This window comes from Rhodococcus sp. P4_E4, assembly GCF_056401575.1.
The window spans coordinates 169,024-192,007 of record NZ_JBFUJB010000005.1 but is presented as its reverse complement, the minus strand read 5'-3'; the positions used below and the strand labels follow the sequence as shown (position 1 = coordinate 192,007).

Annotated in this window: 22 protein-coding genes; 10 read left to right on the top strand and 12 right to left on the bottom strand. The window is 60.9% G+C overall.

The features are described from left to right. Positions 1-3: 3 nt before the first annotated feature. Positions 4-744, bottom strand: a complete 741-nt coding sequence (locus tag AC1DVN_RS08230; RefSeq protein ID WP_020968047.1) for an ABC transporter ATP-binding protein — start codon at positions 742-744, stop codon at positions 4-6. Continuing rightward, a complete protein-coding gene (locus tag AC1DVN_RS08225) occupies positions 741-1,787 on the bottom strand; it encodes an ABC transporter permease (protein WP_477993688.1) in 1,047 nt (348 codons plus the stop codon). The genes AC1DVN_RS08230 and AC1DVN_RS08225 overlap by 4 nt, the downstream gene beginning before the upstream one ends. A 114-nt stretch (positions 1,788-1,901) precedes the next feature. Between AC1DVN_RS08225 and AC1DVN_RS08220 the strand changes: the two genes are divergently transcribed. The 4 genes from AC1DVN_RS08220 to AC1DVN_RS08205 all read left to right on the top strand — a co-directional run bounded on the left by AC1DVN_RS08220 (position 1,902) and on the right by AC1DVN_RS08205 (position 6,009). Further along, positions 1,902-3,104 carry a sensor histidine kinase gene (locus AC1DVN_RS08220; RefSeq protein ID WP_477993687.1) on the top strand — a complete coding sequence of 401 codons (1,203 nt, stop codon included), beginning with the start codon at positions 1,902-1,904 and terminating at the stop codon, positions 3,102-3,104. After that, positions 3,101-3,718, top strand: coding sequence for a response regulator (locus tag AC1DVN_RS08215; protein WP_019746299.1), 618 nt, complete (start codon positions 3,101-3,103; stop codon positions 3,716-3,718). The genes AC1DVN_RS08220 and AC1DVN_RS08215 overlap by 4 nt, the downstream gene beginning before the upstream one ends. Before the next feature lie 92 nt (positions 3,719-3,810). After that, positions 3,811-5,049 (top strand): HNH endonuclease signature motif containing protein, encoded by a 1,239-nt coding sequence (locus tag AC1DVN_RS08210; RefSeq protein WP_477993686.1) that lies wholly within the window; start codon positions 3,811-3,813, stop codon positions 5,047-5,049. A gap of 144 nt (positions 5,050-5,193) precedes the next feature. Continuing rightward, positions 5,194-6,009 (top strand): siderophore-interacting protein, encoded by an 816-nt coding sequence (locus tag AC1DVN_RS08205; RefSeq protein ID WP_030536654.1) that lies wholly within the window; start codon positions 5,194-5,196, stop codon positions 6,007-6,009. 9 nt (positions 6,010-6,018) lie between these two features. On the opposite strand, the gene AC1DVN_RS08200 is transcribed toward AC1DVN_RS08205, so the two are convergent. Both AC1DVN_RS08200 and AC1DVN_RS08195 read right to left on the bottom strand, forming a co-directional pair. Beyond that, positions 6,019-6,198 (bottom strand): hypothetical protein, encoded by a 180-nt coding sequence (locus AC1DVN_RS08200; RefSeq protein WP_019746296.1) that lies wholly within the window; start codon positions 6,196-6,198, stop codon positions 6,019-6,021. Between the two features lie 29 nt (positions 6,199-6,227). Then, complete coding sequence (locus tag AC1DVN_RS08195) at positions 6,228-6,401, bottom strand: hypothetical protein (protein ID WP_400821616.1); 174 nt, start codon at positions 6,399-6,401, stop codon at positions 6,228-6,230. A 161-nt stretch (positions 6,402-6,562) separates the two neighbouring features. Between AC1DVN_RS08195 and AC1DVN_RS08190 the strand changes: the two genes are divergently transcribed. Beyond that, positions 6,563-7,543 carry a proline dehydrogenase family protein gene (locus AC1DVN_RS08190; RefSeq protein WP_290283671.1) on the top strand — a complete coding sequence of 327 codons (981 nt, stop codon included), beginning with the start codon at positions 6,563-6,565 and terminating at the stop codon, positions 7,541-7,543. Here the strand turns inward: AC1DVN_RS08190 and AC1DVN_RS08185 are convergent. From AC1DVN_RS08185 to AC1DVN_RS08170, 4 genes are all read right to left on the bottom strand, one after another. Then, complete coding sequence (locus AC1DVN_RS08185; protein ID WP_019746293.1) at positions 7,500-8,009, bottom strand: VOC family protein; 510 nt, start codon at positions 8,007-8,009, stop codon at positions 7,500-7,502. The genes AC1DVN_RS08190 and AC1DVN_RS08185 overlap by 44 nt on opposite strands. Before the next feature lie 51 nt (positions 8,010-8,060). Next, positions 8,061-9,461 (bottom strand): dihydrolipoyl dehydrogenase, encoded by a 1,401-nt coding sequence (gene lpdA, locus AC1DVN_RS08180; RefSeq protein WP_290283670.1) that lies wholly within the window; start codon positions 9,459-9,461, stop codon positions 8,061-8,063. 32 nt (positions 9,462-9,493) lie between these two features. Next, positions 9,494-10,753, bottom strand: a complete 1,260-nt coding sequence (locus AC1DVN_RS08175; protein ID WP_256065319.1) for a dihydrolipoamide acetyltransferase family protein — start codon at positions 10,751-10,753, stop codon at positions 9,494-9,496. An 80-nt stretch (positions 10,754-10,833) separates the two neighbouring features. Next, a complete protein-coding gene (locus AC1DVN_RS08170) occupies positions 10,834-13,014 on the bottom strand; it encodes an alpha-ketoacid dehydrogenase subunit alpha/beta (protein ID WP_029537334.1) in 2,181 nt (726 codons plus the stop codon). Positions 13,015-13,455: 441 nt separating this feature from the next. Between AC1DVN_RS08170 and AC1DVN_RS08165 the strand changes: the two genes are divergently transcribed. Genes AC1DVN_RS08165 through AC1DVN_RS08155 form a run of 3 tightly spaced genes read left to right on the top strand, consistent with a single transcriptional unit; the run spans position 13,456 to position 16,344 of the window. After that, positions 13,456-14,169, top strand: a complete 714-nt coding sequence (locus AC1DVN_RS08165) for a GntR family transcriptional regulator (RefSeq protein ID WP_256065318.1) — start codon at positions 13,456-13,458, stop codon at positions 14,167-14,169. Between the two features lie 15 nt (positions 14,170-14,184). After that, positions 14,185-14,922 carry an SDR family NAD(P)-dependent oxidoreductase gene (locus tag AC1DVN_RS08160; protein WP_477993685.1) on the top strand — a complete coding sequence of 246 codons (738 nt, stop codon included), beginning with the start codon at positions 14,185-14,187 and terminating at the stop codon, positions 14,920-14,922. 60 nt (positions 14,923-14,982) lie between these two features. After that, a complete protein-coding gene (locus tag AC1DVN_RS08155) occupies positions 14,983-16,344 on the top strand; it encodes an MFS transporter (RefSeq protein WP_259121297.1) in 1,362 nt (453 codons plus the stop codon). 35 nt (positions 16,345-16,379) lie between these two features. On the opposite strand, the gene AC1DVN_RS08150 is transcribed toward AC1DVN_RS08155, so the two are convergent. The 3 genes from AC1DVN_RS08150 to AC1DVN_RS08140 all read right to left on the bottom strand — a co-directional run bounded on the left by AC1DVN_RS08150 (position 16,380) and on the right by AC1DVN_RS08140 (position 19,775). Then, the gene (locus tag AC1DVN_RS08150; RefSeq protein ID WP_019746286.1) at positions 16,380-16,823 is read right to left on the bottom strand and encodes an SRPBCC family protein; all 444 of its coding nucleotides are present in this window, start codon (positions 16,821-16,823) and stop codon (positions 16,380-16,382) included. A 3-nt stretch (positions 16,824-16,826) separates the two neighbouring features. Then, a complete protein-coding gene (locus AC1DVN_RS08145) occupies positions 16,827-18,380 on the bottom strand; it encodes a succinic semialdehyde dehydrogenase (RefSeq protein ID WP_003943578.1) in 1,554 nt (517 codons plus the stop codon). Positions 18,381-18,458: 78 nt separating this feature from the next. Beyond that, a complete protein-coding gene (locus AC1DVN_RS08140; protein ID WP_021332663.1) occupies positions 18,459-19,775 on the bottom strand; it encodes an MFS transporter in 1,317 nt (438 codons plus the stop codon). 71 nt (positions 19,776-19,846) lie between these two features. Between AC1DVN_RS08140 and AC1DVN_RS08135 the strand changes: the two genes are divergently transcribed. Together AC1DVN_RS08135 and AC1DVN_RS08130 are read left to right on the top strand one after the other, a co-directional pair. Next, positions 19,847-20,818 carry a GlxA family transcriptional regulator gene (locus tag AC1DVN_RS08135; protein WP_070796726.1) on the top strand — a complete coding sequence of 324 codons (972 nt, stop codon included), beginning with the start codon at positions 19,847-19,849 and terminating at the stop codon, positions 20,816-20,818. Positions 20,819-20,848: 30 nt separating this feature from the next. Beyond that, positions 20,849-21,226, top strand: a complete 378-nt coding sequence (locus AC1DVN_RS08130; protein ID WP_003943558.1) for a DUF5313 family protein — start codon at positions 20,849-20,851, stop codon at positions 21,224-21,226. Between the two features lie 7 nt (positions 21,227-21,233). Here AC1DVN_RS08130 and AC1DVN_RS08125 read toward each other — a convergent pair whose 3' ends face one another. Continuing rightward, the gene (locus AC1DVN_RS08125; RefSeq protein WP_020905674.1) at positions 21,234-22,961 is read right to left on the bottom strand and encodes an oleate hydratase; all 1,728 of its coding nucleotides are present in this window, start codon (positions 22,959-22,961) and stop codon (positions 21,234-21,236) included. Positions 22,962-22,984 lie beyond the last annotated feature (23 nt).

The window sequence follows — 22,984 nt, the reverse complement described above, 5'->3', positions numbered from 1 at the left end:
GAGTTACGCCGCGAGCGCCTCCTGGTCCTCCGCCAAGGAACCGTCAACAACACGATAGACAGTATCCATCCGAGACAGGTGACTTCGGTCGTGTGTCACGAGAAGGGTTGCCGCCTCGTGTTCCCGCACCACCCCGATGATCAGATCCATGACAGCGGCACCGCGCTCCTGATCGAGCGCGCTGGTGGGCTCGTCGACCACCAGAAGCTGCGGATCGTTCATCAATGCTCGCGCGAGATTGACGCGCTGTCGCTGCCCACCCGACAGCTGAGACGGTCGTTTTCCGCTCTGATCCGCGAGCCCGACAGCGTCCAGCAAATCCATCGCTTTTGATTTCACGGCCTTGCGACGGGTCCGTGACGTGAAAACGGACTGCCCCAGATGCGCCATCACCTCGAGCTGCTCCAGAGCCGTCAACGACGACACGAGGTTGGACTGCTGGAAGACGATTCCGATCGACGAGCGTCGCAATTCCGACGCCGCCCTCCGACTCAGCGCCGCTATGTCGGTGCTGCCTTCCGGCGTCCGGAGATAGACGTGCCCGGAATCCGGACGGATCAGGGTCGACGCCACCGCCAACAGGCTGGACTTGCCTGAACCCGAAGGTCCGGTGATTGCGGCGATCTCGCCGCGGTGCAGTCGCAGAGACACGTCGTCCAGCGCCGTCACCCGCGATTGCCCGTCGGGAAACGTCAGATCGACGTTCTGGATGTCGAGAACTGTGGTGCCGGTTGTCATGGTCATCGTGCGCTCCCCAATGCTGTGAGTGGATCGGTGGTCGAGAGGAATCGAAGTGCAAAGGCCGCGCCGAGCAGACCGAGTCCGATCAATGCCACGGCAGGTACGACGGTCGTGGATGCGTCCAGGACAAACGGCATGGCGTCTCCGATCAGCGAGCCGGCCACGGCCGTCAGCCCGATTCCGACGGTGACGCCGGCGATCAGAACGATGAGCGCCTGGCCCAGTGCGTCGCGCACCAGAGAACCAGTAGTCGCGCCGAGCGCTTTCAACGTCGCGATGTCCGGGGTTCGCTGGATCGTCCACACCGTGAAGAACGCACCGATCACCAGGGCCGAGATCGCGAACAACATGAGCGTCATCAGCGTCAACGACCCGTTTTCCGACTTGTACGAACCGATCGCGTCGAGCGAACCGCTGACCGTCGTCGACGTCGTCACGGCTGACTTGTCCGTTGCGGAAGCGTCAGAGGCTCCGGTGACAGTCAGTACTGTCGCAACTCCGCCGCGTGGATTGGCCGCCTGCCAGTCACCGAGCGTCATCCAGACGACGGGCGAATGGCTGTACCAGTCGTCACCGCGAACGTCGCTGACGGTGAACTGCTGCGTACCGACGCTCACCTGATCGCCGGCGCCCGCCCCCAGATCGCGGGCGGCACCTTCGCTCAACACCACCGTGCCTGACGCCGACGGCGTCACGTCACCGAAACCGCCGTCAGCACCGAACAGGGCCACCGACTTCTGATTTCCGTCGGCCAATCCTGCCTTCCCGCGGCCGATTCCGATGGGATCGACATCCTTCGCGGCCCCGGCCCAGGCGTTGACCTGGTCCTGCGTGAGCGCCGATTCGTCGAACGACGCCCCAGCTCCGGTGTCTGCAAACACCACCGTGTCGGCATTCATGGCCTCGATGGCCGACACGTTCTGATGGCGAAGTCCTGCAGTCAACCCGCTGAGAAAACTGACCAGAAGTGCAACCAACAGAACCACGACGGAGATCAGCGCGAAACGACCTCGCGCTGCCCGTAAGTCCCTCATTGCGACAAACACTGTGAATTCCTTTCCTGTGCTTGCCTCTACGCTCTCGCGGATGCAGACTCTTTCCATCGCACCTCGGATCGACATTCCAGCGCTCGAAAGAACCATCCCGGTTTACAACTTTTGATGGATGAACCAGGCCCGAACCTCGCTAAGCTGGGCGAGATGCACCGATCTCCGCTCACGCCTGTCTTCGCCGGCCTACAACTGGGCCTGCATGTCCTTGTCATGGCGCTGGCCGGAGTGGTGTTTCTTCGAGCGCTGATCGACGAATCCGACCTGACCGCAACAATCATCGCGTTGGCCGTGATCTTTGTTGCCGTCTATCTTTTCGGGGTTGCCAAAAGGCTGCGCGGCAACGCTGCCCGCTGGTGGCTGGCCGTGCTGACCCTCGTCTGGATCGCGACGATGGCGGTATCCGCCGACGCCGCCTACCTCGCGTTCGGACTCTTCTTCCTCTATCTCCATATTCTGCGGCGCCCCTGGAGCCTGCTGGCCGTCACCGCGGCAACGACTGTCGCCGTGATCGGCACCGGATTGCATCGCGGGTGGACAGTGGCCGGCGCCGTCGGCCCGATCATCGGCGCCGCCGTAGCCGTTGCTATCGGTCTCGGGTATCAGGCGCTGTACCGGGAGGCAGCCGAGCGCGGACGTCTCATCGACGAATTGATGAACACCCGTGAAGAATTGGCGTCGACGTCTCGCGATGCCGGAAAATTCGCCGAACGTGAAAGGCTCGCGGCCGAGATCCACGACACCGTGGCCCAAGGACTTTCGAGCATCCAGATGCTCCTCCACGCTGCCGAACGCGCCGATCCGGAAAGCCCGGCCATCCGGCAGATCAGCCTCGCACGGGAAACTGCAGCGGACAGTCTTGCCGAAACCCGCCAACTCATAGCCGAATTGACACCGGCGGCCCTGGACGGTCAGTCGCTCGCCGATGCGCTTCGTCGAATCTGTGAACGCGCGAGCAGTCCTGAACTGGAAGCGCGATCCGTGGTCGAAGGTGAGGCAATCCGGCTGCCGATGCCTCTCGAAGCAACACTGGTGCGCATCGCCCAGGGTGCGGTGTCCAATGTTCTCCGCCACGCGGATGCAACCAGAATGGCTGTGACACTGACGTATTCCGACAACACCGTCAGCCTCGACGTGGTCGACAACGGCCGCGGCTTCGACGTGGCAGTTCTCGAACGTGGACCGGCGGAATCTTTTGGCCTCAACGCAATTCGACGACGCGTCGAACTGCAGGGCGGAACGTTCTCCATCGAGTCGGAGCCGGGACACACGGCCGTCGCGGTGACGTTTCCCCTCGATGTCGGTGAACAGTGATCCGCCTGCTGCTCGCCGACGATCACGCGATCGTGCGCGCCGGGCTGCGAGCGCTGCTCGAAAGCGAATCCGACATCGAGGTGGTCGGCGAAGCAGGGACCGCCGAGGAAGCCATAGCCTTCTGCGCCACCACGCCGGTCGACCTCGTGCTCATGGACCTGCGGTTCGGGCCAGGCAAGACGGGGGTCGACGCCACCCGCGCGGTATGCGCGCTGCCGAATCCGCCGCACGTACTCGTTGTGACCAACTACGACACGGACGCGGATATCTTGAGCGCCGTCGAAGCCGGAGCCAGCGGCTATCTGCTCAAGGACACACCCCCGGTCGAGTTGCTGTCGGCCGTCCGCGCCGCCGCAAGCGGGGACAGCGTTCTCTCCCCCGCCATCGCGTCGAAGCTCATGACTCGGGTACGCAAACCCGAAACCAGCCTTAGTCCAAGGGAAATCGAAGTGCTGAAGTTGGTGGCGGCGGGTCGATCCAACCGCGAGATCGGCAAAGAACTGTTCCTGAGCGAGACCACGGTCAAATCGCATCTGGTCCACATCTTCGGCAAGTTGGGCGTGAAGTCGCGGACGTCGGCGGTAGCTCGTGCGCGGGAGCTGGGTTCGATCTGACGTTTGTCCGAATTGTCGAAAGTAGCTGGACAGCAGTAATTTTCGCTTGCAATTCTCTTGTGTTCGAAACTCTGTTCGAATATGATTGCTTCATGGACAGTCGGGATGCGTGGCAGCTGGATGGTGAGGACCTCAAGAGTGAGGTTCTGGATCTGGCGCGTGTCCGGCACGAGTTGCAGTCGCGGATGGTGTTGTTGATCGTGGAGATGTTTTCCCGTGAGGTTCTTGGCGGGAAGGGTTTTCGGGCGATCGCGCAGTGGTTGCATGGTTCGACGAATTTGGAGATCGGTGAGTGCAGTCTGCTGGTCGGGTTGGCGCGGTTGTTGATGCTCGAACCTGTTGTGGGCGATGCGTTTCACCGGGGTGATGTCGATGCGTTGAAGGCGCGTCAGGTGGCGTCGTTTTGTCAGCATCCGCCGAAGAATATGACCCTGGCGGATGTGGACAAGGCTCGCGGGATCTTGTTGGGGTTGGCGTCGAAGAACATTGCGGATTGTGATGCGGTGCGGGCGGCGATTCGGCGGATCGAGAAGCAGTACGGCAAGCGCGAGGATGGCGTCCCGGTCGGCGAGGATTCCGAACGTAACGAGTTCTACGCCTCGAAAGGCTTGTACGGGCGGGTGTCTGTGAAGGGTGATCTGGATGCTGTGAACGGGGCGCGTCTGATCACGTTGTTGTCGAGTTTGTCTGCTCCGACGCCGGAGAAGGACGGTGTCAAGGACACCCGCACGCCTGCATTACGGCGTGCGGACGGGTTTTGCGAACTGTTGCGCCGGTACGAGCGGGCGGGGTTGGGTCCGATCGAAGGTGGAGTGAAACCACACATCACGGTCACCGCGTCCGCGAAAGACATGACGGACCTGCAGGCGTTGAAAGACCTGTTGCCGTCCACCGATGAACTGGGGTTCGCGTGGACGGATTGGGTGGGCCCGATCAGCATCGACACTGCCCGGATGCTGGCGTGCGACTGCACCGTCACCCGAATCTTGTTGGATGAGAATGGTGTTCCGCTCGACTGCGGTAAGGAAGCGAGAACAGCAACGGTGCCGCAGAGGCGGGCGTTGGCGGTTCGTGATGGTGGGTGTGCGTTTCCGGGGTGTGGGACGGCGTCGGGGTGGTGCGATGCCCATCATATTGTTCACTGGAATGATGGTGGCCCAACAGATCTCGACAATCTGATCTTGTTATGTGGTCATCATCATCGGACGCTGCACCATACGGAGTGGCGGGTGGAGATCGGCCCGGATCGGAAGACGGTGTTCTATCCGCCGATGTCCGTTGACCCGTATCAGCACCCGATCGGCGGGAACAGCCCACCGACAGCCGCCTGAACGGGCATAACTGAAAATGCCAGCGTATGCCCCGGGGAATAACCATGCCCCGGGGCATACGCTGGCATTTTCGGTTGCGCGCGATGTCCGTCTTGCGACAGCATCTGTCTCCACTTCGACACGCAGGACCAATAGGGTCGAGGCATGTCTTTCTGCGAACCCGCCCGCGTTGTCACCGTCACGTCCCTGACCCCGCACATGCGGCGAATCAGCATCGAGGCAGAAGGCGACTGGCACTGGCCGACCGGCGGACAAGGCGACGAGCGCATCGATATTGCGTTCCCGAAACCCGGTGAAACAGAAGCAGATTACGACTACTTCAACAATCCCGACTACGGCAAGGCCGATCTCGGAACCGAGCCACCGTGGCGGCACTACACCGTGCGCAAGGTGCACGACGGCGGCCGACGTCTGGACATCGACTTCGTCGTGCACCCTGGCGGTATTGCAGCGGATTGGGCCCTGCGGGCCGAACCAGGTCACCTACTAGGCGTCTTCTGGTCGGACAGTTCGCGGTCCCACTACCAAGCACCGGCGGGTCCTCGCTGGCAGCTGCTGGTCGCAGACGCCACGGGTCTCCCCGGACTGGGCAGGATTGTCGAAGAACTTCGAGAGGGCGATGTCGCACAGGCGATCATCGAGGTCGAAACCGAAGAGGATCGACAGGAATTTGTCACTCGCGGCGACGTCACGTACACGTGGCTCGTGGGGAGTGGCCTCGGAAAGGCGCCGAGCGCGCTGTTCGAAGCTGTGGAGAAGGTCGAGTTTCCCGAATCCGAATCGGCCGACGTCTACGCGTGGGTGGCGTGCGAAAGCGCAACCAGCCGTCGTATTCGTAAGCATCTGAGGGAAGTTCGAGGAATTGCTCGCGACAAGCACAATGTTGTCGGGTACTGGCGAGAGGGCGCCGACGGCCACGTTTCCGGCATGAACAGCGAGGAAGTCACCGTCGGCGCCTGAGCGCCGTGATCACTCTGCCGGCAGTGTGTCGGTAGATTCTGCGTGAGCCTGCTGCACGTCAGCCGGCTTTTCCGCCAGCATCTCGAACAGTGCACGGCGTGCCTCGGCAAGAATTGCCTCTGCCTTGGCGACCTGCTCAGCGGTCCCACCTGCGGCTACCGCGACAGCGGCACCTCGGAGTAGACCCATCGCGGGACGGAGCGCTGCGCCGGCTTCACCTAAGTGAGGGCGGCCGTGTCCGCGCTGGTCGGGTCGACCAAATCCGCGCTGACCTTCGCGACCGCGTCGGCCTTCGGGGCGTCCTTCTGCTCGGTCTTCGAAGCGACCCTCGGGGCGCTCTCCATCGAATCCTCGACGGAAACCGTGTCCACGATGCGGGCCTCGGCGGCCATGCTCGCGACGTTCTTGCATTTCTGGGTTGTTATGTGGGGCGTACATGTTGTCCTCCTGGACTGTCTATGTTTGTTTGACGTATCGACGATATATCGACAATAGATCGAACGCAAGGGTCCGGAGAATAATTCCCGCACCCTCGTCCGGATACGCTGAAGCCGTGAACACGGATCTACAAGCCCAGGCCGCAGACGTCCTACGCCGCCTCGCACTCGACGAATCCCTGAAAGAACGCACCATGGCGGACGCTGCGACTGCAGCACTCGCACGGAAAGTCGCCGCTCGCTACATCGGCGGCGAAACCATCGACGACGCTTTCGACCGCCTCCCCTCGATCTTCGCGCGAGGACACAAGGCGAGCATCGAATACACCGGGGAAAGCGTCCGGGATCCCGAGCTCGCGAACGCCGAAACCGATGTTTTCGTGGAACTCGCCGAACGAATCGGCACGTCGGGTGTCGAGAGCACCGTGTCGTTCGACCTCTCGCACATCGGCTTGGTAATCGATCCGGAGCAGTGCTTTCGCAATGTCGTGCGCCTGGCCGAGGCCACGGAACGCGCAGGTGCCGAGCTGATCATCTCCGCCGAAGCGTCCGATCGCACCGACCTGGTCCTCGACATGCACGCGCGGCTGGCCGAGCGCTTCACTCACGTGGGGATCACCGTTCAGGCCCGACTGCACCGGACCGCAAAGGATCTCGCCGCTCTGCTGGACCGACCCGGCCGCATCCGTCTCGTGAAGGGCGCCTTCCTCGAAGCCGAATCCGTCGCCTACCCGCGCGGTAGTGCCGAACTGCGCAGCGCGTATCTCGACTACGCAGCCCGAATTGTCGAATCGGGTCACCAGGTTTCCATCGCGACGCATGACCGCGACATCCTCGAAGCATTACGCGCCGAGCATGATTCGAAGCTCAGAGCCGACCACGTGGAGTTCGAGATGCTGCTTGGTCTCGGTACCGAGCAACTGGACGCACTCCGAGCCGCGGGCTTCACCACACGCGAATACGTCATCTTCGGAACACAGTGGTGGCTGTACGTACTCAATCGCATCGCCGAAGAGCCGGAGCGTGTCTACACCGCGCTCATCGACGCGGCTTCTACAGAACCTCGGATGGTCGTCGGATCGATGGAACCTCGATGAGCTCGACAATCGCGCCGACCGAATCCTGAGTGTCGTAGTACGCAAAACCTCCGTCCCCGTTCGCCCCATAGCCGTACCCCGACTGAATCAAATCGACGTCGTGTTCCGCCATTTCGATCATCGCGTCCTTGATCGACGGGACGACAAAACCCAGATGGTGCAATCCGAAACCGTGACGCGATTGCCATTCGTGGTACGAGCTGGGGCCTTCGAGGAGTTCGATCAGCTCGATTTGGGGACCGACACCGACAAAAGCCAAGCGCATGCCGAACCGTCCTTCCTCACCTCGGTAGCTCAACTCCGGAACGTTGTCGGGCCCATACGTGTAGATCGACCAATCGTCTCGGCCGAGAATGCCGCTCCACAGCGCAACGGCCGATTCCAGATCAGGCACAATCATGGCGATCTGTGCCACCGCGTTTCCCCGCAGGGGCTCAGGGAGCGAGTCTGCCTTGACGCCTATCACTTGCCACTCCTCGTTCGGTTCGGTTATCGGACCAATTCAACAGCAGTCCGTTCACAGATTGATCATGTGTCCGGCAAGCCCGTGGAAAGCCTCCTGCAGCGCCTCACTCAGTGTCGGGTGAGCGTGAACGTTGCGTACGAGGTCTTCAACTGTCAGTTCGAATTTCTGAGCGAGCGTCAGCTCTGGCAATAACTCGGTCACTTCCGGTCCGATCAGATGTCCACCGAGCAACTCACCGTACGTATCGTCGCTGATCAGCTTCACGAACCCGACAGCATCCCCTAGACCATGCGCCTTGCCGTTGGCACTGAACGGAAAGGTAGCCACCTTGACATCCCAGCCCATGGTGTCGGCCTTGTCCCTCGCTTGCTGCTCCGTCCATCCGAAGCTGGCAACTTGGGGTTGGCAGAAAGTTGCGCGGGGAATCATTGGGTAGTCGACAGGGACGGTGTCTACGCAGGCAATCGTCTCAGCCGCGACCACGCCCTGGGCCTCTGCGACGTGAGCGAGCATCAACTGTGCGGTGACGTCGCCGATTGCGAAGATTCCGGGCACTGAAGTACGCATGTACTCGTCGACCATCACGGCTCCTCGCTCGGTCAGTTCGACGCCTGTCGTCTCGAGGCCGTAGCCGTCGGTCCGCGGAACAAATCCGATCGCTTGGATCACCTTGTCCGTGAGCAGCGTTCGCGCCTCGCCACCCTGCCTCACTACTACCTTGACCTGGCCACCCGAATCGACGATCTCCTCCACCCCAGTGGAAACCAGAATCGTGATCCCGGATTTCTTGTATCGCTTCGACAGTTCGGCAGATACATCCGCATCTTCCAGCGGAAGGATCCGCTCTGCGTACTCGACCAGCGTGACGTCAACTCCGAAACTGTTCAGGACATAGGCGAATTCCACACCGATCGCTCCTGCACCGGCGATGACCACGCTCTTCGGCAGCTCGCGAGTGAGAATCTGCTCCTCATACGTGACTACATTGTCGCTGCGAGTCGTGCCTGGAAGTAGCCGTGGCTCTGCTCCACTGGCGATAATCACGTTGTTGAAAGTTATCGTCGCGGAATCGACCCCCGATACCTCGAGGGTATTCGGTCCACGAAATACGCCGCGACCGTTGTACTGCCGAATACCGTTCTTCTTCATCAGGTAATTGACGCCCTTGGTTCGGCCGTCCGCAACAGATCGACTGCGGTCGAACGCAACCCCGAAGTCAACCGAAGTGACACCTTCGATTCCGAACATCGAGGCTCCGTCGGTCACCAGGTGCGCAATCTCCGCGTGCCGTAGCAGTGCCTTCGACGGAATGCATCCGACGTTCAGACATACGCCACCCCAGTACTTTTCCTCGACCACAGCAGTGGAGAGCCCCAACTGCGCGGCCCTGATGGCCGCAACGTAGCCACCGGGCCCAGCTCCGAGTACGACCACGTCGTAGTGTGAATTCATACCTGTGCCTCCCACTTTCTCGCGATGTCTGCTCAGCCGAAGATCTGGATCGGGTTCTCGAGAACTGTGGTGAAATGCTTCATCCACTTCGCGGCGATCGCCCCGTCGATCGGACGATGATCAACCGAGAGAATCACTCGTAGGACCGTCCCGACCTCCAGCCGTCCCGCCACGACAACGGGCTGCTCGGTCGCTGCTCCAATTGCAAGAATCGACGATTGAGGAGGGTTGATTATGGCCGAAAATTCCTCGACCCCGAACATCCCGAGGTTCGAGATCGTCGTCGACCCACCTTCGAGTTCGTCCTGCCGAATCTTCCCTGCACCTGCTCTCGCTACTAAATCTTTTGTAGCGCTAGCAATTTCGGAAATGGACATGGCGTCGACCCCGCGCAGAACGGGAGTAAGCAATCCGCGATCGGAATCTATCGCGATCGAAATATCCACCTTGGCAAAGGTTCTCACTGCGTCTTCGACCCAGATCGAGTTCATCTCCGGCACCAGCGTATGCGCCTTCGCCATCGCTTTGATCAACAGATCGTTGACCGACACCTTGGAAGCGCTGACTTCGTTGAGCTGCCTGCGCGCCTCCAGCAACGCATCGACCCGAGCAGAACCAGAGATGTAGAAATGGGGCTGTGTCTGCTTACTCGATGTCAGCCGAGCAGCAATTGCACGCCGAAGTCTCGTGTGCGGTGTGTCCGTGAAGGCAGAGCCATGGCCCTTGACACCAGCGTCCTTGACACCAACATCTTTCACTGCGACGGCCTGTGCCGAAGCGCCCTTTACTGCTATTGCGGCATCGACATCGTTACGTACGACGCGTCCGTTCGGGCCCGATCCCACGATGTCACCGAGGTTCAGCCCTGCCGATTCCGCTAGGCGTCGCGCCAAGGGACTCGCGAAAATTCGCGGCGCCCTCTCATCGGCCACTTTCTCGCCCGGCACGGTCGGAGACGACGTACCGTCGGGTTCGTCTACAGCATTGGATGTTTCAGGCTTGGCAGAGCACCCATGGGCATCACGGACCCCGAGCTCGGCCAGCAATGCCGCAATATCCTTTACGACTTCGCCCCGATCAGCGAGGACGGCGATCGGTGCACCGACCTCGACGGATGTCCCTGGTTCGACGAATGTGTGTACAAGTACACCCGCGGACTCGGCCTCGATCTCAACCGTCGCTTTGTCCGTTTCGAGAACGGCCAACGGTTCGTCGACATCGAATTCCGAATCGACAGCAAGCGGCCACTCGGAGAGGATTACGGTGGTAGCTCCGGCTGCCACCTCTGGCATGCGCAGTAATGTCGCCATGGCGGTTGATTGCTCCTAGAGAATTTCTGCCGATGAGGGTAAGTGGGTTCGGTTCGGTCGCTTCACGATCGAGTGATCCTCTTCAACGCTTCGACCACTTCATCCGTCTGTGCAATTGCCGCACGTTCGAGCACTTTGCTGATGCTCGGCGATGCCTCAGACCCCGTCACTCGCTGGATGGGCTGATCAAGCCAATCGAAGAATCGGCGCTGGATTTCATCACTGAGCCAGCCGCCGTATGACGTTCCGTATGCTCCTTGCTCAGCGATGACCACGTTGTTGGTCTTTCTGATGCTTTCGCCAATGGTGTCCCAGTCGATACTCGCTTGGTCGAGCCAACGGAGATCGATGACCTCGGCATCGACTGTCCCGATTTCATCCACTGCCTCGAGGCAATGCCCCACCATCGACAGGTAGGAAATGATCGTGAGATCGCTTCCGCGCCGACGCACTGCGGCCTTCCCGACCGGCAGGAAGTAGTCGTAGTCATCGGTCGGCGCCTGGCCGCTCGTGCCATATAGGTCTACGTGCTCGATGACCACCACCGGGTCGTTGCATTGCAAAGCGCTGTTCATCAAGCCGATGTAGTCGTACGGCGTGGACGGTGCGACGATGCGCCATCCCGGGGCAGTTGCAAACACGCCGGCAGGGTCCATGGAATGTTGCGAGCCGTAGCCGGTCCCCATAGCGACCTTGCTGCGCAATACGAATGGAACGTTGCTGTCCCCTCCGAACATGTGTCGCGCCTTTCCGATCTGATTGAAGATCTGGTCGGCTGCCACCCACATGAAATCGGCGTACATGAATTCGACGACTGGTTTGTACCGTCCGTCCAATGCGATTCCGCCACCGAGGCCTGCGAACGCATTCTCACTGATCGGAGTGCCGAGCACTCTGCCCGGGTATCGATCAGCCAATCCTTTTGTAGCGCCGTTCGTTCCGCCCTTCAAGCGATGAATGTCCTCACCCATCACGACGATGGAGTTGTCGGCGTCCATGCGACGGTCCATTACCTCCGCCACGACGTCGATGAACTTCCGATCGACCATCTCGCCGGCGAACTCCTCCGGCTCGACGAATCGGGCACCCCCGAACTCACTGAGATCACCACGTATCCCGACATCGACGAAGTTCACATCCGGCCATTCCGATGCCTTGATTCTGGCCTCGCCAGGCTTGCCCCCTGGCACTGTTTCCAGCAGCTCGCCACCGATCTCCTGCATTACTCGGGAGGCTTGCGCGACCGCCTTGGCTACGTCGGCTTCCGTCAGCAGCTTCCGACGGACTACTTGATCGGTGAGCAGACGAAGCGGATCGCGCTTTTTCCAGGCCTTTTCTTCGTCCTTCGTGCGATAGCCGAAAGCGCTGCCCGGGAATGGACCGTTCTGGTGAAAGAAGCGGTAGACATCAGCTTCGATGATCGTCGGGCCCTTACCCGAACGCATATGGGTGAGGGCCTCCTGCATCGCGAGGTGGACCGCAAGTGGGTCCATACCGTCAACCTTCCAACTAGGAATGTTGAACCCGAGCCCGCGTGCCGACAATCGCGGTTCACCGGTCGCTTCCGCGACATGTGTGGAAACCGCATATTGGTTGTTCTCGATGAAGAAGCAGATCGGAAGATCCCATGCCGCTGCCAGATTGAACGATTCGAGTACCGAACCGATGTTGACCGCGCCATCACCGAAATAGGTTACTGCGACGGCATCGGTTCCTGCCTGACGGTGCGCCCAGGCAAACCCTGCAGCTTGCGGTACCCCGCCTCCGACGATCGCATTCGTACCCATCGCGCCGGCTTCTTTCCACTGCAGGTGCATGGACCCGCCACGACCACGGCAGTAGCCGCGCGACAGACCACAGATCTCTGCGAGGCTGCGGGTCAGTACGGTACGGACCTCTGGCGAGAGTTCAGCGGTCGGATCCAAACCGTCGACAGCCACATGGGCCAGCGCCTTGGCAAGGAACTGATGATGTCCGCGGTGGGAACCGTTGATGGAGTCAGCGGATGTGAGGCCGACGATCGACCCCACAGCCCCACCCTCTTGTCCGATGCTGGAGTGGGCCGGACCGTGGATCAGTCCCTTCCCCGCCAACTCCAGGACGTATTCCTCGAAGGATCGGATCAAGATCGTCTGAGCCAGCATCGTGGCGAGAAGCGACGGGGCGGCCGCATCCCAGTCCTTGTTCGATGTTGCCAGTTCCACCCATGGTGATGCTGCGGTGAGTTTCTTGTGCGTGGTCATAGTCAGTCTCCGGATCAGGCCTTTGGACGGCCAAGCTTTGGCAGCGCGTCTGGACAGCGCGGAGGGACTCGCGCGGGGCGGTCCACTTTCCGTGTTGGGCCTCACATTGCCATCGAATGGATCCATTCGCAAACCCGACCAGGTCTCTATCGGAAGCAAATGTGGCCTGCCCCACTTGACGAACTGGTGCAACACCGCGCAACATACGAGCTGTGAGTTTTGTCCGGCATGCAAACTTAAGCGATTGGATCCAAAGCGGTGAAGCATTCGACCCAGATCGCAACCGCGGTCAAACATGCAAACAGGCACAATTGGATCCAATCCGCGACACGGATCATCCCGAACACCATCACGCATGTCCGCAGTGAACAATGAACTCCGGCACCCGCTCGATCCGTGGCCGAGCAGAACTGCGCCCGTCCCCCATCTCGAGGAGCACCGTTGTCCGAAGCCGATTCTGCGAACGGCCCCACCACGGTCGCGAGCCACCGCATCGCTGCCCATATCCGCGAAGACATACTTTCCGGACGCCTACTCCCCGGAGTTCGAATCCGCCAGGAGGAGATAGCCGAACGACTCGGCGCGAGTCGACTACCGGTGCGAGAAGCGCTGCGCATGCTCGAATCCGAAGGCCTGGTCGAACTGAAGGCGAACAGCGGCGCGTGGGTGTCCTCGATGGATATGCAGGAATGCGATTTCGTGTATCGCATTCGCGAACGTATCGAGCCCATGGCGCTGGCGGAGAGCATCCCGCATCTGAACAGCAGTGTGCATGATCGACTCTGGAGTATCCAGGAAGAGATCGAAGCCAACGAGGACGTAGACCGATTCCTGGTACTGGACCGGGAGTTGCATCTACTCACTTACAGCGGTTGCGAGATTCCTCAGTTGATAACTATGGTGACGCGGTTTTGGAATACCACTCAGCATTACCGTCGGGCATATGCCCGACTGACGGGTCCCGATCGAACCTGGGTCATCAACTACGAACATCGCTTACTGATCGAAGCCATCGTGCGCAAAGACGAGATCGATGCCGAACGGTGCCTGACCGGCCACATACGAAGAACCAGAACCGAATTAACCAAGCATCCCGAACTTTTCGACAGCACCCATCCTGATTCTTCGCCGGGAGGTTCGTCGAAAGTGCGCTGATCAAAGGAAAGCGACTTGTACGACTTCACCGATCGCACCATTGCAATATCCGGAGCCGCAGGCGGAATTGCCAGGCAGGTATCCGAGCAGATGTACGCAGCAGGGGCGAATCTGGTACTCGGCGACCTGGATACACAAGCACTCTCCGCAATCAGAGCCTCCCTGGATCCTGACGGAAATCGTATAGCGACAACCGAACTCGATGCTGCTTCACCTGAAAGCAATGATCACTTCGTTGCGGTTGCGCAAAGGCATTTCGGGGGGATCGACCATCTGATCGTCGCTGCGGGGATCTATCCCGAACAGTCAGTGGAGTTGATGACCGACCAGCAATGGCGGACGATCATGTCCGTCAACCTCGACGGGGCAATGTATTTGACACGCGCCGCCATTCCGGTGATGCGTGACGGCAGCTCGATCGTCAATCTGACATCCATGGCAGGCCATCGCGGCAGTCGAAATCACGCTCACTACGCGGCGTCAAAAGGTGGACTACTCGCTTTCACTCGCAGTCTCGCTTGGGAACTGGGCGGATCGATCCGAGTCAATGCAGTATCGCCCGGCATCATCGAAACACCGATGACTGCAAATTTGGTCAACAGCCAAAACGACCACCTCATCCGTTCGACGCCGATGGGCCGATTCGGCCGCGCCGCCGAGGTTGCTTCCGTGGTCGGGTTCTTGTGCAGTCCAGCCGCGAGTTTCGTGCACGGCGAAGTGATTCATGTGAACGGCGGACTCCATATGGGCTGAACGCCCATATCCAGCGAACTTGTTGAACGACAAACATACTGACATCTCGAGAAGGCTCACATGAACAGCTCTGCACCTCCGGAAGAAACCCCCGCACTAGATCGCGCCCGTTCGCTCCGGGCAGCCGTGTCCGGAAACATCCTCGAATGGTTCGATTGGACTCTGTACGCAATCTTCTCCACATACCTGGCCTCGAACTTCTTCGATGACAGCGATCCCACTTCTGCCCTGCTGTCGACACTTGCGGTGTTCGCAGTCGGATTCGTGGCGAGGCCGTTCGGTGGCCTTGTCTTCGGGCGCCTGGCGGACCGCAAGGGTCGAAAATTCACGATGGTGCTCACGATGTGCCTGATGGCCGTTGCAAGCCTGGCAATTGCATTGATCCCGAGCTACGAGAGCATTGGGGTGTGGGCGTCGCTCGCGCTCTTGATTGCACGTCTGACGCAGGGCCTCGCGCATGGAGGGGAGGCCGGCGTTTCCTACACCTACGTCGGTGAGATCTCGCCTCGAGATCGCCGAGGGCTCTGGGGCAGTTCGGTATTCACGGCTGTCACCTTCGGAGTAATGCTGGCGACTCTCGTCGCAGCATTGTTGACGGGGATCCTCGGAAAAGACGACATGAGCAGATACGGATGGCGAATTGCTTTCGCCATCGGGGCCGTACTCGGTCTCTACGCATTGTTCTTGCGTCGTGCAGCATCCGAATCGCCTCACTTCGAAGAGAATTCGGATTCTGCAGCCACGGCACCTCCGATCGCACGAAAGGACATTGTCAAGATCGGTGTGCTGATTCTCATGCTGTCTGCGGGGCAGAACGCGGCCTACTACACTTGGGCCACCTTCGCGTCAGCGTATGCAATTTCAGCGAAGGGAATGGATCCCAACGGAGCCTTCATTGCAAGCTTGCTTGCCCAACTCGTTGTGCTGGCACTACTTCCACTCTCGGGTCACCTCTCGGACAAGTACGGTCGGCGTACCATGGCGGCAGCCTTCGGCATCTCCGGCGCTGTCCTCGTACTGCCGATCGCGGCTATCCTGACCGCCCAGCCGTGGACCTTGTTCGTGACGCAGGCGATGGGATTGGCGGTATGGTGCTGCGCGTCCGCGATGTATCCGGCGCTCATGTCCGAACTCGTCCCGACCCGTGCACGCGCGATGGGAGTCGGCTTCGCTACCTCGCTGTCCGTTGCGATCTTCGGCGGTACGGCGCCATACCTGAACACCTGGTTGACCTCGCGAGATCTCGGATGGGTGTTCTCTGTGTACGTCGGAGCACTGTGCCTGCTCTCCCTTATTGCCGCCTTGATCATGAAGGAGACCAAGGGAATCGACCTCCGTACGGTCGGCATGCCTTTCCGCAATGCCGGCAAGAACGAGAATCGGGTGTCGACTTCCGACATCGGCGAGTTGTCGAACAGATAGAGACAAAACGAGTGCAGCCCCACTTGTGTATGTTTCTAGCTCTCCAGAAACGCCTTGATGCGCGCCAGAGTGGTTTCCATTCCGGTCTGCATCAGCTGATCTCGACCCCGACCGAGTAGGCCGCTACCCGACATCATGCGGACGTAAAGCGCAGGCGTCGCATAGATTTCACGAGTCTCGGTAAGTACAGTGCCCGTTCCCGAAGGTTCGAGCACGTACGTCCACCGAGCCTTCGGCTCGTCCGATTCGAAGGAGAACTTCCGGCAGTCGACCACGTCGACCACCGTGCAGTGCGTGCTCCACCGAATCAGGCCGTGCTTGTTGGTGCCCTTGAACTTTGCGCCCACGGTGCCCGGGGTTCCGGAAGTCCATGTTCCACCGGTGTTTTCAGGGCTGAAGCGACCCATACCTTCGATGTCGCTGACAACCTTCCACACCGATACGGGAGTTGCCTCGATGTACGCGCTGGCGGTTTCCACCCGTTACCGGCCCGGAACCCAGGACATGATCTTGATTGCGTGAGGCATGAGCTTTGCCCACACCTTGGCCGGAAGTCCCCGCGGTCCACCGAGATTCATGACGCGGGTGGTGGCAACGGTCTGCGGCTCGGTGTACTTGATCAGCCCCTCGGCGCCGTGACGACGACCGACGCCCGAGACACCCATGCCACCCATCGGTGCTGCGGTGCTGCCCCAGGTGGGTGCGTAACCCTCGTCGACGTTGACGGTGCCGGCGTGGATGCGCGCTGCGATGGCTTCGCCGGCAGCCTTGCTTCCCGCCCACACACTGGCGTTGAGGCCGTACTCGGTGTCGTTGGCCGCAGCGATGGCCTCTTCGACGTCCTTGACGGGGTAGATCGAGACGAGCGGCCCGAAGGTCTCGTCGCGGTAGCACTCTGCGTCTTCGGGAACCCCGGTGAGCAGGGTGGGCTCGTAGAACAGCGGTCCGATGTCCGGGCGGGCCTTGCCGCCGGCAATGACGGTGGCGCCCTTGACCACTGCGTCGTCGACATGCGCGGAGATTGCCTTGACCTGGGCCTCGGAGACGAGGCTGCCCATCTCGATTCCGAATTCGTAACCAGCGGCGAGGTTCATCTTCTTGACGCGGTCACCGAACATACGGATGAACTCGGGTGCGATGGACTCTTCGACGTAGATGCGCTCGATGGAGATGCACAGCTGACCGGAGTTGGAGAAGCACGCACGCACAGCGGCGTCGGTGACCTCGCGCAGGTCTGCGCCGGCCGCGACGATCATCGGGTTCTTGCCACCGAGTTCGGCGGAGAAGCCGATCAGTCGACGGCCGGCCTGCTCGGCGAGGAGCTGACCGGTCGCGGTGGAACCGGTGAACATGAGGTAGTCGGTGTTCTCGACCAACGCGGTGCCCACGACGGAGCCCGGTCCGGGAACCACGGCGAAGAGGTCGCGGGGCAGCCCCGCCTTGTAGAGCAGTTCGACGCAGGCGAGCGCGCAGTACGGCGTCTGGCTGTCCGGCTTGAGGACAACGGCGTTGCCCGCGAGCAGCGCGGCGATGGCGTCGGACACGGCCAGCGTCATCGGGTAGTTCCACGGCGAGATGACGCCGACGACACCCTTCGGCTGGTATCGAACGACGGTCTTCGTCAGACCCGGAAGCATGCCGGAGACGCGACGCGGGCGCAGCAGCTTCGGCGCCACACGTGCGTAGTGACGCGACGTCATCGAGATGTCGAGGACTTCTTCCTGAGCTGCGGTACGCGACTTTCCGGTCTCGGCCTGAGCCATGTCCATGAGGGCGTCGCGGTTCTCGAGGATGAGGTCGCGGTAGCGGTGGAAGACGGCGGCGCGGTCGAGGACGGAGCGCTTGGCCCATTCCTTCTGGGCGACGCGGGCACGGGCGATGGCCGCAAGTGCGTCGTCGGCGGTGCCGACGGGGATGGTCGCCAGCTCCTTGCCGGTGAACACCTCGGTGATGGACTTCGTCGGGCGATCGGCAACATTGTCGATGGCGATCAGATCGGCGAGCCGCGAGAAGGTCGCAGCGGACGGAGCAGGCATTTCAGTACCCCTACTGGTGAGTAGTTCTTGGAGTTACACACAACTTACCCCGTCGGTGGTACCGATCACAGTGCCGAATCAGACAGAGTCAACCAATACTGCCTCTTTCGGACGTTTTGCGATCAACAACGACATGACTGCAGCGATCGCGCAGAGCGCGCCGGCCACCAAGAAGGCAGCGTCGTACGAGCCGATCTGATCACGAACGAGGCCGGCCAAGAAGGCCACCAGACCTGCACCGATCTGGTGCGATGCCAGCACCCAACCGAACACGATGGGGGCATCGGCGCCGAAGTGTTGACGGCACAGCGCGACCGTCGGCGGAACCGTCGCCACCCAGTCGAGCCCGTAGAAGATGACAAACGCGATCATCGGCGGATTCACGGTGTTGGCGAGCAGCAGCGGCAGGAAGAGCAGCGAGATTCCGCGGAAGAGGTAGTAGATGCCGAGAAGTTTTCGCGAGTCCATCCGGTCGGTGAACCAACCCGAAGCAATGGTGCCGACCATGTCGAGGATTCCGATCAACGCCAATAGGGACGCGGCCGTCGTGATCGGCATTCCGTGATCGTGCGACGCCGGGACGAAGTGCGTTCCGATCAGGCCGTTGGTGCTCGCGCCGCAGATCGCGAAGGTACCGGCGAGAAGCCAGAACACCTTGGTCTTCGACGCCATCACCAGCACCGAGATCGCCCGGCCTCCGGCGCCGCCGCGCTGGTAGACAGGCTTGGCGGGTGGGGCGTAATCGGCGGGCGCGCCGTACGGCGTCGTTCCCACGTCTGACGGATAGTTACGCAGGAACAGCAGAACGAACGGCACGACGGCCAGTGCGGCAAACGAAACTGTGAAGGCGACGCTCTTCCAGTCGTACGTTTCCGCGAGCTTCGCCAGGACGGGCAGGAACACCAGCTGACCGGCAGCACCACCGGCCGTCAGGATGCCGGTCACGAGACCACGCTTTTCGACGAACCAGCGATCGACGACGGTGGCGACAAACGCCAGCGCCATCGAACCCGTACCGAGGCCGACGAACACACCCCACAGCAGAATGAGCTGCCAACTCGAGGTCATGAAGATCGTGAGACCACTGCCGAGCGAGATGAGCGCCAACGCCGAAGTGACGACCGCCCGGATACCGAACCTTTCCATCAGGGCAGCGGCGAACGGCGAGGTCAGCCCGTACAGGATCAGGTTGACCGAGACGGCGGCCGAGATGCTGGCGCGCGACCACCCGAAATCCTCGTGCAGCGGATCGATCAGCACCGATGGGGCAGCGCGGAAGCTCGCCGCACCGACCAATGCCAGGAATGCCACGATCGCGACGGACCACGCGCGGTGAAAGCGCGGGGGGCTCACCTGCTGCGGGCCCGATTCGGGGAGAGCGGTCTCAGAAGTCACAGAGAGAATTCTGCAGTTCGGATTCGATCGAGAACAGTGGCCAGATTGCCAATATATGAAAGGATCGAGCCATGTCTGGTCCGCATCGCGTCGTCGTACTGGCTCTGAACGGAGTCATTCCCTTCGAACTCGGGATCCCCGCGCGTATCTTCGGGCGTGCCATCGACGTCGAGGATCGGCCGCTGTACGAGATCCTGACGTGCACCGTCGACGGCAATCCCGTGCAGACCGACGCTGACTTCAGCATTTCGGTCGATCATGGGAGCGAGTTGCTCGCCACCGCCGACACCGTCGTCATCCCCGCGTCGTACGAATTGGGCCCGGCCTTCGACGAGGGTTATCTCTCCCCCGAATTGGCCGCAGCATTCGACCGCATCCGCCCGGGGACCCGGCTCGTCTCGATCTGCACCGGTTCGTACATCCTCGCCGCGGCCGGTTTGCTCGACGGACTCCGCGCCACGACGCATTGGCGCAACACCGACCATTTCCAGCGTGTCTATCCCAAGGTGAACGTGGATCCCGACGTGCTGTTCGTCGACGAAGGCCACATCCTGACCTCGGCCGGCGTGGCGTCAGGCGTCGATCTCTGTCTGCACATCGTCAGACGCGACCACGGCATGGAAGTGGCGAACACCGTCGCGAGGCGTTGCGTCGTACCGCCGTGGCGCGACGGTGGTCAAGCGCAGTACATCCGCCGCCCACTGGCTGACAAGCCTTCGGAATCGACTGCCGACGCTCGGCACTGGGCCCTCGAACATCTCGGCGATCCGATCACGCTGGCAGACCTGGCGACGCGTGCCAACATGAGCGTCCGCACCTTCAGCCGTCGATTCCGCGACGAAGTCGGAACCACACCGAACCGCTGGCTGACCAGCAGACGCGTCGATCGGGCACGTGAATTGCTGGAGGAATCCGATCTGTCGATCGATGCAATTGCAGCTCGAACCGGCTTCGGGACCGCGACATCGATGCGTCAACACATGAACGAAGCGCTCGGCGTTTCACCGAGCGCCTACCGACGCACGTTCAAGGCACCGGCGTAAGCGGCAGTACCAGGCACTATCCTGGAGGCCATGGCCGAACAGACTCGCCCGAACTTTCCCCAGTACTGCGGATACCTCCTGGGGAAGACGCTCCCCGACCGGTACCAGGACTGGGTGCGGAACGATCTGGTCGGACCGGGTGCACAGGCCCGCTACATCATTCGTTTCACCGTGCCGGCGACGCTGATTCTTCTGCTGTTCCTGTTGATTCCGGGACCGATCTGGATTCCCTTGGCCATGATGGCCTTGTTGCTCATCCCGCTCGCGTACTTCGTCGTGGCGCTCGGGACCATCTACCGCCGTCACCGACTGCTGAGCCACGGACTCGATCCCGAATTGCTCGACGAGAAGGCCCAGCGCCGTGCCGATCGCACTCGCGAGGACTACGAGAAGCGGCACGGTCGCTGAGCACCCCTCAGCGGAACATCGTCACTGCGGCCTTGGCGAGGACCTTCGGATCCTTCTCGTAGTGATGCATCTTGGTGAGCTTGTCTTCCGGAATCCCCAGGAACTTGTAGACGGCCACCTGAGCGCAGCGCACCGAGTACTGCTCGGTGAACACCATGTCGAACGGCAACTCCGCGAACTGACTGATGAAGGCCAGGTTCTTGGAGTGCTTCGGCACCACCAGCGGCCGGTCGCCGACGGCTCGCCGATTGAACAGCGCACTGGCGTAAGGCATGTGGCTGGGAATCGAATTCACGACGCTGTCCATAATCTCTTGTCGGCGCGCGGCGAGCGCACCGCTCTCGTCGAGTGCCTCGAGATGCCCGAGAGTCTCTTCCAGCATTTCCCGGCCGGTCATCTCGATGAACGGCTTCTTCACGTAGTCGCCGTCCTTGCGCGGGAACAGACAGTAACCCCAGAAGACTCCTTCGTTCTCCTTCTGCGCGTGGTAGTGCGGCTGATGGTGAACCACGATCGACAGAAGCACGTTCGAGTCCACGAACGTGTTGAGTGCATTTCCGGGGAGCTGCTTGGTGATTCGGGAAATCTCGTTGATGAGCTCGTGTGACGAAGTGGTGACGGTGAAGCTGGTCCACTCACTCTGCGCCCGGTCCCCGAAGAACTTGTCGGGATTCCCAAGATCGTAGAAATGCTCGGTGGCCTGCTTCCACAGCAGCGCACTCGGTGCGTATCTCATGTCTTCGACGATCGGGGTGTCGAGATCGCCGATCGACGAACTGTCGGTGATGCTGCCGTTGGTGTCGAAGACGAAATCGCCTTCCGCCACGTCGATTCGGCCCTTCTCGCCGGTGCGGACGTTCTCGTAATCGAGTCCCGTCACGATGATCTCGTCTCGAAGCGGGGTGTCCTTGAACACGAACTCCGTGATCTTCAGTTCGTTGACGAACTTCACGCCCTTACCTTCGAGGAAGGTCCGCATCGGCAAGATGATGCTCTCGTACTGGTTGTACGGGGACCTGGTGACACCCGCAAGCGTCTGAATGCGGCTGAACTCGAGAATCATTCGGTTCATGTACCGGCGAAGCTCCATCGCCGAACTCACCCGCTTGAAAGCGAAAGTGGTCTCCCACATGTACCAGAAGTTGGTGGTGAAGAAGTGCGGAGTGTCCTCGAACCACTGCTCGATGCTGATGTCGTCGAGTTTTGCCTCGTCCGACTCCGGCATCGTCATCAGCTTCGTCAACAAGTACCGGTCCTTGTTGTCGAATTGCATGTGCTTGTAATCGTTCTCGCCCTTGTTGCGAATACCGTCTCGGTCGATCAACCGTGCGACGTCATGCGTGGGGTGCGCGTGGTCGAAGTCGAGAATGTCATCCGTCACCGACTTTCCCGGGTTGTCCAGCGACGGAACCGCACTCAATATGTCCCAGAGGTTCTCGTAGGTTTCCTCGTTGAGCATGCGGCCGCCGCGGTTGATGAAACCCGCGTCGTTACCGAGTTCGCGATGGCCGTACTGGTGCTGAAACGTAGCGGCGGATTCGCCGTCGTTCGCTCCGTGCATGTCCAGGCCCATGATGGTGATGTCCTCACCGTTCCACTCACCGTCTCGAATCAGATAGACGGCAGCCGAGAGGTTTCCGATGCCGGCACCGATCATGTAGGCCTTGTGAGACAGATTGGAAGACATTGGGTTTCGTTCCTTACTCGAGTCGCGGTACGGATACCTTCCAAGCATGGACCCGTTTGCCCGCAGGCGCA

Coding starts and splice junctions, on each gene's coding strand:
- AC1DVN_RS08230 (WP_020968047.1), bottom strand. CDS start 744: ATGACCATGACAACCGGCACCACAGTTCTCGACATCCAGAACGTCGAT.
- AC1DVN_RS08220 (WP_477993687.1), top strand. CDS start 1,902: ATGGATGAACCAGGCCCGAACCTCGCTAAGCTGGGCGAGATGCACCGA.
- AC1DVN_RS08210 (WP_477993686.1), top strand. CDS start 3,811: ATGGACAGTCGGGATGCGTGGCAGCTGGATGGTGAGGACCTCAAGAGT.
- AC1DVN_RS08205 (WP_030536654.1), top strand. CDS start 5,194: ATGTCTTTCTGCGAACCCGCCCGCGTTGTCACCGTCACGTCCCTGACC.
- AC1DVN_RS08200 (WP_019746296.1), bottom strand. CDS start 6,198: ATGGGTCTACTCCGAGGTGCCGCTGTCGCGGTAGCCGCAGGTGGGACC.
- AC1DVN_RS08195 (WP_400821616.1), bottom strand. CDS start 6,401: ATGGCCGCCGAGGCCCGCATCGTGGACACGGTTTCCGTCGAGGATTCG.
- lpdA (WP_290283670.1), bottom strand. CDS start 9,461: ATGAATTCACACTACGACGTGGTCGTACTCGGAGCTGGGCCCGGTGGC.
- AC1DVN_RS08175 (WP_256065319.1), bottom strand. CDS start 10,753: ATGCCAGAGGTGGCAGCCGGAGCTACCACCGTAATCCTCTCCGAGTGG.
- AC1DVN_RS08170 (WP_029537334.1), bottom strand. CDS start 13,014: ATGACCACGCACAAGAAACTCACCGCAGCATCACCATGGGTGGAACTG.
- AC1DVN_RS08155 (WP_259121297.1), top strand. CDS start 14,983: ATGAACAGCTCTGCACCTCCGGAAGAAACCCCCGCACTAGATCGCGCC.
- AC1DVN_RS08145 (WP_003943578.1), bottom strand. CDS start 18,380: ATGCCTGCTCCGTCCGCTGCGACCTTCTCGCGGCTCGCCGATCTGATC.
- AC1DVN_RS08135 (WP_070796726.1), top strand. CDS start 19,847: ATGTCTGGTCCGCATCGCGTCGTCGTACTGGCTCTGAACGGAGTCATT.
- AC1DVN_RS08130 (WP_003943558.1), top strand. CDS start 20,849: ATGGCCGAACAGACTCGCCCGAACTTTCCCCAGTACTGCGGATACCTC.
- AC1DVN_RS08125 (WP_020905674.1), bottom strand. CDS start 22,961: ATGCTTGGAAGGTATCCGTACCGCGACTCGAGTAAGGAACGAAACCCA.